We start from the raw sequence: 10,367 nt of genomic DNA on the forward strand, positions 1-10,367 counted from the left end.
CTCGGCACCGGAAGGCGCCGGCGTGCCGCAGGACGAGGACGTACCGCAGGATGAGACCGCCCAGCCGGAAGAGCCGGCCGCTGCGGCCGGCGTCCACGCTCCCGAGCCCGGCATCACGGAGGCACCCGTCGCGCAGGAGGCGGACGCCGATGCCAGGGATGCGGTCGCGGACGTGGACGCCGCCGGTGAGACCGGTCCGGTTGAGCCCGTCGAGGAGGAGCCGGTGATGGCCGCCGCGGCGGACGAGGCGCCCCCGTGGGAGCCTGGACCGGCCGCAGAGCCAGAGCCGGCCGCAGAGCCTGAGCCGGCCGCGGAGCCCGTCGCGGCGGGCAACGGCGGGGGCGCGGCGCCCTACGCGACCTACCGGGAAGACGCCGCCGCGACCACGCCGTACAACTACTGGGACAGCGGCGCGGGCAGCGGATTCCACGAGCCTGACCGCGTGCCTACCTTGCCCGGCGAGGTCATCGACGAAGACGCGCCGCCGTTCGCCACGGCGCCGTTCGCGGCGGTGCCGCGGCTCAACCGCGTCCGTTCCACCCCGATGCCGCCCGAAGGGGACGACGAGGAGGAGTGACCGAGCCGGCCAAAACGGCCGAAGTCATGAGGCCGGGAGGACCAGGGCGGTAGCCATCGCCGCGATGCCCTCGCCGCGGCCGGTCAGCCCCAGCCCGTCGGTCGTGGTGGCCGAGAGGCTTACCGGCGCACCGGACAGCGCCTCGCTCAGCACTGCGATCGCCTCGGCCCGCCGCGGCCCGATCCTGGGCCGGTTACCGATCACGCAGATGGCAAGGTTTCCCGTGGTGAATCCCGCCGCGGCGACCAGCCGCGCGGTCTCCCGCAGCAGCGCGACACCAGGCGCGCCCGCCCACTCAGGACGAGAGGTGCCGAAGTGGGTGCCAAGGTCGCCGAGCCCGGCAGCCGACAGCAGCGCGTCACAGGCCGCGTGGGCCGCCGCGTCGCCGTCGGAATGGCCTGCCAGCCCGGTCTCGCCTGGCCACTCGAGTCCGGCCAGGTACAACGTCCGCCCAGCCTCGAACGGGTGCACATCGACCCCAAGCCCAACCCGCGGCATTCTGTCCACCGCAGCAGGCTACCGGCACGAGCCGTGACACCAAACGAACGTGGTCGATGCGCGACCGCCCGCTTGAGAGTGCGGGCGATGGCTCATCGACCACTGTTAGCTCCGAAGAGCGACGAACCTAACTCGTGAGCACTTCATCGAGGAGGGCCTCGGCCTTGTCCTCGTTGGTCTTCTCTGCCAGCGCCAGCTCACTGACCAGGATCTGGCGGGCCTTCGCAAGCATCCGCTTCTCTCCAGCGGACAGCCCGCGCTCCTTGTCCCTGCGCCACAGGTCCCTGACCACCTCGGCGACCTTGTTCACGTCACCGGAGGCGAGCTTTTCCAGATTGGCCTTGTACCGCCGCGACCAGTTCGTGGGCTCCTCGGTGTGCGGCGCACGGAGCACCTCGAACACCCGCTCTAGCCCTTCCTGTCCCACCACGTCCCGCACACCGACAAGTTCCGCGTTGTCCGCGGGCACCCGTACGGTCAGGTCACCCTTGTCGACCTTCAGGACCAGATAGGTTCTATCCTCGCCCTTGATCGTGCGAGTCTCGAGGGCTTCGATGCGAGCTGCCCCATGGTGGGGATAAACGACGGTATCGCCGACCTTAAAAGACATCTGGCAAGTACCCCTTCCGCTGAAGGCTATCTTACCACGAACCGGCTCACCGATAAAATGCCCCTGCTGGCGAATACGCAGGTCAATGCGCGAATTTCGAGCATACCAGTGCTCGGTAGGCACCTTAGCCAGCCGGGCACGGCATGCCCGGAGGCTGGCCGCCAGTACCACGGTTATCGTTTGTCGCAGGTGCGATAGATACCCAGTCTACCCGACGATGTTGCCCCGATCTGGAAATCGGGTCCCGCGGGTCGGCAGGCGGTCCCGGCTGGCCCATACTGGAGGAAGAGGGTCCGTAGCCTGCGGCCGCAGCAAGAAGAGGTGCCAGTGAGCTTCGCCAGCGGCCCGGGGCGGGACGACGGCGGCCTGCCCCCGGTGAACATCGTGATCCCTGACGACGCCAGGGACCTGGACCGCGATGTGCTCGCCTATCGTCGCGAGCTGCGCGCCAAGCGCCGGCGGCAGCGGATCATGCGCCTGTTCGGACCGCTGAACCGGCGCGGGCTCGGCGGGCAGGCCGCGATCCTGCCGCTGATCGCGACCTGCGTCGCGCTGTCGATGCTCGCGGGCGCGATGCTCTCGGTGATGACCATCAGCCCCGCGAAGGCGCCGACCGTGAGCAATCCGCAGGCCGCGGCCGGCACGCCACCGGGGCTGACCGAACTGCCCGCCGGAAACGTCAGGATCGACAGCGAAGCCGTGCCGGCGCGGAACCTGGTGAGCTCCGCGCTAGCGCTGATTCCGGCCGGCTGCGACTGCGGTCCGGCGCTGCGCCGCCTGGCCGACCAGGCGACTGAGGCGCAGGTAAGCCTCTATTTCGTCGCGTCAGGCTCGGCGATGCCCCAGCTGGCCGACCTGACCGCGCAGTACGGCGAGGGCGCCGCTCTCGCCGTCTACGACGCGGGCAACCTGCTCGGCGCGGCGTATCACCCGGCCGGCCTCACCGTGCTGCTCGTCTACAGCGACGCCACCGCGCTGGTCCGGACGGACCTGCCCGCGGGCTTCCAGCTCACCTCCGCGCTGCGCGAATTGACCCGGCCCGGCCGGTGACTCACGTCCCGCGGAGAAGAGCGCGGAAACAATAACGCCACCCCCGAGGGGCGCGGAAACGGTACTGCTAGCATTTCTACGGCCTGTAGTTGACTGGCAAGGCCAGGTGGTCGTAACGGGAGCGAATCCACAATCCCGTCACCGTTACCGAGGAGGCATCCGCCGTGGTCCGCAGTTCACGGAAAACCCTCGCCAAAGGGCTGCTGATCGCCGCTCTGGCCCTGCTGATCTCGGGCATCGCCGGGTGCGAAGCCGGGAACAACGCTCCGACGCTTGAGTTCCACCCGGCCTCGCCCGGCGTGAGCACCACCTTTAACGGGATATCGATCAACGACGTCTTCGTGCTCGGCGCACCGCTCGGCTCGGCGGTACCGGCAGGCTCGTCTGCCAGCCTGTTCCTCTCGTTCTACAACGGCGGGACGGGCGACGACGAGCTGACGGGCGTCCACGCGACGGGCTGGGCCTCCAGCGTCCAGGTGACCGGCGGCACGGTGAGCATCCCGGTGCAATCCGAGGTCAACCTGACCGGCCCGGAACCGCAGCTCGTGCTGAACGACCTGGCCAAGCCGCTGTCCGGCGGCGAGGCCGTCCCGCTTACCCTTGACTTCGCGCACGCGGGCTCGGTGACGCTGGACGTCCCGGTGGAGGCGCAGTCGTACTACTTCTCGTCGTACTCCCCGCCGGCGCCGTAGCCGGCGACCCTCGCCGGGGCCTCAGCCGACCGACTCGAACTTGTAGCCAAGCCCGCGGACGGTGACGATGTGCCGCGGCTTGGCCGGGTCGGTCTCGACCTTGGCGCGGAGCCGCTTGATGTGGACATCCAGGGTCTTGGTGTCACCCACATAGTCCGCGCCCCACACCCGGTCGATGAGCTGCATCCTGGTTAGCACCCGGTCGGCGTTGCGCAGCAGCACCTGGAGCAGTTCGAACTCCTTCAGCGGAAGCTGGACAGGGGCGCCGCGGACGCTGACCACGTGCCGCTCCACGTCCATCCGCACCGGGCCCGCCTCCAGCGTCGCCTCGGCTACCTCCTCGACATCGCCGCGGCGGCGCAGCACCGCGCGCATCCTGGCGACGAGCTCGCGGGAGGAGAAGGGCTTGGTCACGTAGTCGTCAGCGCCAAGCTCCAGGCCGACTACCTTGTCGATCTCGCTGTCCTTCGCGGTCAGCATGATGACTGGCACGCTGGACCGTTCGCGCAGCGACCGGCACACCTCACTGCCGGGCAGGCCAGGCAGCATCAGGTCGAGCAGCACGAGGTCGGCGCCGGTGCGGTCGAAGGTCTCGAGCGCATCGGGACCGGTCGCACAGACGGCCACCTCGAACCCCTCCTTGCGGAGCATGTACGAGATCGCGTCGCTGAACGACTCCTCGTCCTCGACCACGAGCACGCGTGTCACGAAAGTCCCTCCTGACGGGATAAGGGCGGAAGTACTAGGCGCGGACCCGATCGGCGCTCGTGCCGTCATGCTCGCTCCGCAAGGGTAGCCACAGGGTGAAGGTTGAGCCCGCGCCCTCCACGCTCCGCACAGTAACGCGGCCGCCGTGGGCGGCCGTCACGTGCTTCACGATGGCGAGCCCGAGCCCGGTGCCGCCCGTGGCCCGTGAACGGGCCGGGTCGACGCGGTAGAAGCGTTCAAATATTCGTTCCAGATCACGTTCCGGGATGCCGATGCCCTGGTCGGTCACGCTGATCTCGACGCCGCCGTCGCCAGGCTTCTTCACGCATACCACGACCCGCGTGCGTTCCGGGCTGTAGACCACGGCGTTTTCCAGCAGATTCCGCAGGGCGGTCACCAGCAGGTCCTCGTCGCCGAGGACGCTCAGCCCGCGGACTCCGATGGAGGCGAGCGTGATCCCGCGCGCGTTCGCCTTCATCCGGCACCGGTCGATCGCCTCGGCGACCACCGCGTCCACCTCGACCGGGTGCGGGTCCGTGACCGGCTCCGCCGCCTGGATGCGGGACAGCGTGATGAGGTCCTGCACGAGGAAGGTCAGCCTGGCCGCCTCCTGGCGCATCCTGCCCGCGAACCTGCGTACGGCGTCGGCGTCATCGGCGGCGTCTTCGATCGTCTCGGCGAGCAGGGCGAGGGCGCCTACCGGGGTCTTGAGCTCGTGGCTGACGTTCGCGACGAAGTCCCTGCGGACCTCTTCGACCCGGCGGCTCTCCGTCTGGTCTTCGGCGAGCAGCAGGACGAGGCCGCCACCGCCGACCGTCCCCGACAGCGGGGCGACCCGTACCGCGAAGCTGGTGGTCCGGCCGCCGAACCTGGGCACAGGGACCTCGAACTCCCCCTCGCGGATCTCTCCGTCACGGCGGACCTGGCGCGCCAGGGCGAGCAGCTCGCTCACCATCAGCCGGTCGCCCTTGACGATGCCGAACGCGCGGGCCGCGGCGCTGGCGCGCAGCACCCGGTCTTCGCTGTCCACGACGACCGCGGACGAGGAAAGCACTGACAGGACCGAGGCAATGCCAGGCGGCAGCCTGGCCGGCTGCTGGGCCGCCCGCAGGCGTGCGCTTCGCGGCTGCCCTACTCCGGCGCCATTCCGTGTCCTCAGCGCCACGTTATGTTCCGGACCAGCGATGATGCGGTCGGCCGCGCCGACGCACACCGGTGTGACCAGTCCACACTCACGTATCTGATGGTATGCGGACGGGGGCGGTCGCCGACAATCGGGAGGTTACGGTAAATTTCACTCTTTTCCGGATGTTCACCTGGCAGACTCTCTTCATCCAGATGTCGTACAGACAAGAGCAACCTTCGCGAAAGACAGGGCAGTCAGCGGCCCTGGTTCCTGACCGCCTCGGCCGCGGCTACCGCCGCCTCCGGGTCAAGGTACCGGCCGCCAGGCGGCAGCGGGCGGGACGACGCGTCGAGCTCGTAGAGCAGCGGGATCCCCGTGGGAATGTTCAGCTCGGCGATCGACGCGTCGCTGATCCCGTCCAGGTGCTTGACCAGCGCGCGCAGCGAGTTGCCGTGGGCCACCACCAGGACCGTGCGGCCGGCGCACAGGTCCGGCACGATCGCGTCGTACCAGTACGGCAGCATCCGGGCTACGACATCGCGAAGGCATTCGGTCCGCGGCATCAGCTCTGGCGGCAGCGTCGCGTACCTGGGGTCGCCTGCCTGGGACAGCGGGTCGTCGTCAGGGATCGGCGGCGGCGGCACGTCGTACGACCGGCGCCAGATCATGAACTGCTCGTCGCCGAACTCCTCGCGGGTCTGCGCCTTGTCCTTGCCCTGCAGAGCGCCATAGTGGCGCTCGTTCAGCCGCCACGAGCGCTGCACGGGCAGCCAGCTCAGCCCGGCGGCATCGAGCGCGACGTTCGCGGTCTGGATCGCGCGGGTGAGCACCGACGTATGCACGACGTCGGGGCGCAGCCCGGCGTCGACCACCATCCGGCCCGCGGCCGCCGCCTCCTGCGCGCCCTTGGGGGCGAGACCTACGTCGACCCACCCGGTGAACAGGCCCTTGGTATTCCACTCACTTTCACCGTGGCGCAGCAGCACGAGCGTTCCCATGCCGGTCAGCCTAGCCGACAGCGGGGAACACAACCCGGGCGCCGGTGCTTCGGTCAGGTAGACCATGTAGTGAAGCCAGGAGCAGCAAGGGAACACGAATCGGGCGGGTGGAGTTGGTTACAACTGTGTCAACGGTGCCTAGGCGCGTCCTGAATATCCCGAATGTCCCCCGACGGATCGCCACACTCAGCGTCCATACGTCACCGCTCGACCAGCCGGGCACCGGTGACGCGGGCGGCCTGAACGTGTACGTCGTCGAGGTGGCCAAACGGCTCGCGGCCCGCGGCATCGAAGTCGACATCTTCACCAGGGCGGTCTGCCGGGACACCCCGCCGCTGACCGAGATCTCTCCCGGTGTCCTGGTCCGCAGCGTGGTCGCCGGCCCGTTCGAGGAGCTCGACAAGACCGACCTGCCCGCCCAGGTCTGCGAGTTCACCCTCGAGGTGCTGCGCGCCGAGGCGGAGGCCGACCCCGGCAGGTATGACCTGGTGCATGCGCACTACTGGCTGTCCGGCAAGGTCGGGGCGGTCGCGAAGGAGCGCTGGGGCGTGCCCCTGGTGCAGTCCATGCATACGCTGGGCAAGGTGAAGAACGCGGCGCTGGCGGCCGGCGACGCCGCCGAGCCCGACGACAGGATTCGCGGCGAACTCGACGTGGTGGCCACGGCCGACCGGCTGATCGCCAACACGACGGAAGAGGCTCGCCAGCTCACCGAGCTTTACGGGGCGGACCCGGCCAAGGTCAGGACCGTCAGCCCTGGCGCGGACCTGAGCGTCTTCACCCCCGGCGGGCATGGCGCGAAGGCCGGGATACGGCGCAAGCTCGGCATCGCGGCGGACGCCGTGGTGCTGGTGTTCGCCGGCCGGGTCCAGCCGCTCAAGGGGCCCGACGTCGTGCTCAAGGCCGCGGCCCGGCTGATCGAGGCCGATCCGGAACTCGCCAAGCGACTGCTAGTGGTGCTGGTCGGCGGGCCGAGCGGGCGATCAGAGCGCGCGGATCCCGACCGGATGCGTGAGCTGGCGGCCAAGCTCGGGATTACCGGCATCGTCCGGTTCGAGCCGCCTTGCCCGCAAGCCGAGCTCGCCGACTGGTACCGCGCGGCCACGGTCGTGCTGACCCCGTCGCACTCGGAGTCGTTCGGGCTTGTCGCACTCGAGGCCCAGGCCTGCGGCACGCCCGTGGTGGCGGCCAGCGTGGGCGGGCTGCGCACGGTCGTCAGGGACGATTACTCGGGTGTCCTGGTGCACAGCCACGACCCGGCGGACTGGGCGCAGGCGATCAGGCGGCTGGTGCGGACGCCGCGGCGGCTGCACGCACTTTCCAAGGGCGCGCGGCGGCACGCGTCCACTTTCGGCTGGTCCGCGACAGTAGACCGGCTGGCCACGGTGTATACCGGTGCAATGGACGAGACAGCAGCACGGGTCAGGGCGTAACGGACATGGCACCGCGCGACGCCCTCGGGGACGTGCTCGGCAGGCTCGGCCTGGAGTACACCCAGCCCGAGCCCGGTGCCTACCTGGTCCGCCTGGCTGGCGAGCACAAGCTCGCCACGATGACCTGGCTGATCGCCGGGGACCACAGCCTCCAGGTGGAGGCGTTCTTCTGCCGTCAGCCCGACGAGAACCACGCCGCCTTCTACCGCTTCCTGCTCGAGCGCAACGGGCGGCTGTATGGCGTGCACTTCGCGGTGGACCGCACCGGCGACGTCTACCTGACCGGCCGGCTCCCGCTGGCGGCGATCACCGACGACGAGATCGACCGGCTGCTCGGCTGCGTGCTCACGTACTCGGACGAGTCGTTCAACGAGGCGCTTAAGCTTGGTTTCGGCTCCGCCATCAGGCGGGAATGGGCGTGGCGGGAAAAGCGCGGCGAAAGCCTGGCCAACTTGCGTCCCTTCGCCGCGTTCATCAAGGGCGACAATCAGGCGGACCTGCCGTGAGCGTGCAGCAGCTACCCCTCGACGTGAGCGTGCACCAGATGCACGTCCACGTAACCGTCGACGAGTTGCTCTGCGTCATCTTCGCCCTGCTCACCGCGGCGAGCAACGCCGTCGCGGCGGTCCTGCAGCGCAAGGCGGCCGCGCAGGTGCCGCTGGAACGGTCCATGCACGTCTCCCTGATCGCCGACCTGATGCACCGCCGGGTGTGGCTGGCCGGGATCGCCATGGTGATCGTCGCCGCGGTAGCCCAGGCGACCGCCCTTGCCTTCGGGCCGATCGCCCTGGTCCAGCCGATCTTCATCATCGAGCTGCCGCTCACGCTTCTGCTCTCCACCCTGCTGTTCAGGGGCCGCGATTCGCTCCACCAGCTCCCCTGGCGCGCGATCATCATCACCACCGTCGCCCTCGGCGGCGGGCTGGCCGCCGCGCAGCCCAGTGGCGGCGTCGATTCCGCGCGGGATACGAGCTGGATGATCGCGCTGATCGTCACGGCCGCCTTCGAGGCCGTCCTGATCAGCACGGCGGTTGGCCTGCGAGGCGAGCCGCGGGCGGCGCTGCTCGGACTAGCCGCGGCCTGCGGGTACGCGCTAACTGCGGCGCTGCTGAAGAACGCGATGGCCGACCTGAACGAGGGGGTGGCCGAGTTCTTCACCAGCTGGCACATCTACGCGGTCGCGGTGGCTGGCGTGGGCTCGCTCTTCCTGCTGCAGAACGCGCTGCAGGCGGGCAGCCTGGTCGCCTCGCAGCCGATGCTCACCGTCGGCGACGCGCTGATCAGCATTGCCTACGGCGTCACCCTGTTCGGCGAGGTGCTACGAGACGGATGGTGGCTGGTGCCGCAGTTCATCGCGCTCGCGGCGATCATCTACGGGTGCGTGCAGATCGCCAAGTCGCCGCTGGCGTCCGAGGCCGCACCACTGGTCACAGAAGCGCCTTCGACGGTACAGTAACGACGTGAACAGGCTGGGCGACCTTGAGCGGGCCATCATGGAAGTTCTCTGGCAAACCGAGTCGTCATTGACAGTCAGACAGGTCAGCAACGGGCTCACCCAGCGCAATCTGGCTCACACCACAGTGATGACCGTGCTCGACCGGCTGGCGAAGAAGGGGTTCGCGCGCAGGGAACGGGACGGCCGCGCCTGGCGGTACCGGCCCGCCGCGACCCGGGAGGCCTACGTGGCGGAACTGATGCTGACCGCGCTTGAGCAGACCGGCGACCGTGACGCAGCACTCGCCAGGTTCGCGCAGAGCGTGTCAGGCTCGGAGGCCGTCGTGCTTCGTGACGCGCTGTCCCGGCTCGATCGAGAGCAGGACGGGCAGCGGTCAGAGGGAGACAGCGGGATCGGATTATGGGGGGACTGGCCGTCGCGGCACTTCTCGCCGCGGTCGCCGTGGGGAGCGCGCGAAGTGCGCGCGTGCTGACGCGCGCCGCTTGGCCACGTAGGTCCCCGGCGGCCGCGATTTTGCTGTGGCAGGCCCTTGGCCTCGCGGGCGGTCTCGCCGCGATCGGCGCGCTGCTCACGATAGGCGTTGACGGCCAGCAGACGCGGTTCGCCGGGGTGTTCGGCGGGCTGGGCCGGCTCGCGTCGGGCCAGTTGCTGCAGCCGCACCAGCCGCCGCTGGTCGCCACCCTGCGACTCGCGATGCTCGCCGCCGGGTTCGCGCTGCTTTCCGTGCTGTCGTGGATGCTGGTGATCGCGTTCGCCGACGCGATCGCCGCCAGGCGCCGCCAGCGGGAACTGCTCGCGCTGCTCGCACGCGGCGACCCGAAGGCGCCGGGAGCGCTGGTCATCGACTACCCGGCCGCCGCAGCCTACTGCCTGCCGGGCATCAGGTCCCAGATCGTCGTGAGCGTGGGCACCCTGGAACTGCTCGCCCCCGCCGAGCTAGCCGCGGTGCTCGCGCACGAACGCGCTCACCTGCGCGCCAGGCACGACCTGGTGCTGATCCCGTTCACTTCGCTGCGCCGCACGTTCCCCCGGTCCGCGGTGATCACGCAGGCGTATCGCACGGTCGCGCTGCTCGTCGAGATGATGGCCGACGACCGCGCGCTGCGGGTCCGCGGCCTGTTCGCCAGGGAACTGGCCACCGCGCTGCTGCGGTTCGGCACGGCCGGCGCGCAATGCCCCGCGGGAGCGCTGTCCGCCGCGGAGGGCGAGCTCACGGCGC

12 protein-coding genes and 1 pseudogene are annotated in these 10,367 nt (G+C 69.7%); 8 read left to right on the top strand and 5 right to left on the bottom strand.

The window, feature by feature from the left end; all coding sequences use genetic code 11:
• Positions 1-577, top strand: a pseudogene (locus WA805_RS23760) (hypothetical protein); the annotation flags it as partial.
• Positions 578-601: 24 nt separating this feature from the next.
• Here WA805_RS23760 and ispF read toward each other — a convergent pair.
• Positions 602-1,075, bottom strand: a complete 474-nt coding sequence (ispF, locus tag WA805_RS23765; RefSeq protein ID WP_422273431.1) for a 2-C-methyl-D-erythritol 2,4-cyclodiphosphate synthase — start codon at positions 1,073-1,075, stop codon at positions 602-604.
• A gap of 127 nt (positions 1,076-1,202) precedes the next feature.
• The gene (locus WA805_RS23770; protein ID WP_422273425.1) at positions 1,203-1,685 is read right to left on the bottom strand and encodes a CarD family transcriptional regulator; all 483 of its coding nucleotides are present in this window, start codon (positions 1,683-1,685) and stop codon (positions 1,203-1,205) included.
• Between the two features lie 327 nt (positions 1,686-2,012).
• On the opposite strand from WA805_RS23770, the gene WA805_RS23775 reads away from it, so the two are divergent.
• Together WA805_RS23775 and WA805_RS23780 are read left to right on the top strand one after the other, a co-directional pair.
• A complete protein-coding gene (locus tag WA805_RS23775; protein ID WP_422284617.1) occupies positions 2,013-2,735 on the top strand; it encodes a hypothetical protein in 723 nt (240 codons plus the stop codon).
• A 164-nt stretch (positions 2,736-2,899) separates the two neighbouring features.
• The gene (locus tag WA805_RS23780; RefSeq protein WP_425243440.1) at positions 2,900-3,427 is read left to right on the top strand and encodes a copper chaperone PCu(A)C; all 528 of its coding nucleotides are present in this window, start codon (positions 2,900-2,902) and stop codon (positions 3,425-3,427) included.
• Positions 3,428-3,448: 21 nt separating this feature from the next.
• Here WA805_RS23780 and WA805_RS23785 read toward each other — a convergent pair whose 3' ends face one another.
• The 3 genes from WA805_RS23785 to WA805_RS23795 all read right to left on the bottom strand — a co-directional run bounded on the left by WA805_RS23785 (position 3,449) and on the right by WA805_RS23795 (position 6,259).
• A complete protein-coding gene (locus tag WA805_RS23785; RefSeq protein WP_422276170.1) occupies positions 3,449-4,135 on the bottom strand; it encodes a response regulator in 687 nt (228 codons plus the stop codon).
• A gap of 34 nt (positions 4,136-4,169) precedes the next feature.
• Positions 4,170-5,321, bottom strand: a complete 1,152-nt coding sequence (locus WA805_RS23790) for a sensor histidine kinase (protein WP_422276192.1) — start codon at positions 5,319-5,321, stop codon at positions 4,170-4,172.
• A 194-nt stretch (positions 5,322-5,515) separates the two neighbouring features.
• On the bottom strand, positions 5,516-6,259 hold the full coding sequence (locus WA805_RS23795; protein WP_422276172.1) for a phosphoglyceromutase: 744 nt from the start codon (positions 6,257-6,259) through the stop codon (positions 5,516-5,518).
• Between the two features lie 134 nt (positions 6,260-6,393).
• Here WA805_RS23795 and mshA point away from each other — a divergent pair, with 134 nt between their 5' ends.
• The 5 genes from mshA to WA805_RS23820 form a co-directional block, all read left to right on the top strand.
• Positions 6,394-7,692 carry a D-inositol-3-phosphate glycosyltransferase gene (gene mshA / locus WA805_RS23800; protein ID WP_422337407.1) on the top strand — a complete coding sequence of 433 codons (1,299 nt, stop codon included), beginning with the start codon at positions 6,394-6,396 and terminating at the stop codon, positions 7,690-7,692.
• 5 nt (positions 7,693-7,697) lie between these two features.
• Entirely contained in the window at positions 7,698-8,198 is a 501-nt protein-coding gene (locus WA805_RS23805) for a YbjN domain-containing protein (RefSeq protein ID WP_422276176.1), read from the top strand.
• Positions 8,195-9,148, top strand: a complete 954-nt coding sequence (locus WA805_RS23810) for a DMT family transporter (protein ID WP_425243441.1) — start codon at positions 8,195-8,197, stop codon at positions 9,146-9,148. Before WA805_RS23805 ends, WA805_RS23810 begins: the two co-directional genes overlap by 4 nt.
• A gap of 4 nt (positions 9,149-9,152) precedes the next feature.
• Positions 9,153-9,620: a BlaI/MecI/CopY family transcriptional regulator gene (locus WA805_RS23815; RefSeq protein ID WP_422276180.1), complete on the top strand. Its 468-nt coding sequence runs from the start codon at positions 9,153-9,155 to the stop codon at positions 9,618-9,620.
• Positions 9,621-9,661: 41 nt separating this feature from the next.
• Positions 9,662-10,367 (top strand): M56 family metallopeptidase (locus tag WA805_RS23820; protein WP_425243442.1); only part of this gene is annotated, 706 nt, incomplete at its 3' end.

The organism is Trebonia sp. (assembly GCF_049794275.1).
Taxonomy (GTDB): domain Bacteria; phylum Actinomycetota; class Actinomycetes; order Streptosporangiales; family Streptosporangiaceae; genus Trebonia.

Excerpts from the sequence above, each read along its gene's own strand:
- WA805_RS23795 (WP_422276172.1), bottom strand. The coding sequence starts at position 6,259 with ATGGGAACGCTCGTGCTGCTGCGCCACGGTGAAAGTGAGTGGAATACC.
- ispF (WP_422273431.1), bottom strand. The coding sequence starts at position 1,075 with ATGCCGCGGGTTGGGCTTGGGGTCGATGTGCACCCGTTCGAGGCTGGG.
- WA805_RS23770 (WP_422273425.1), bottom strand. The coding sequence starts at position 1,685 with ATGTCTTTTAAGGTCGGCGATACCGTCGTTTATCCCCACCATGGGGCA.
- WA805_RS23805 (WP_422276176.1), top strand. The coding sequence starts at position 7,698 with ATGGCACCGCGCGACGCCCTCGGGGACGTGCTCGGCAGGCTCGGCCTG.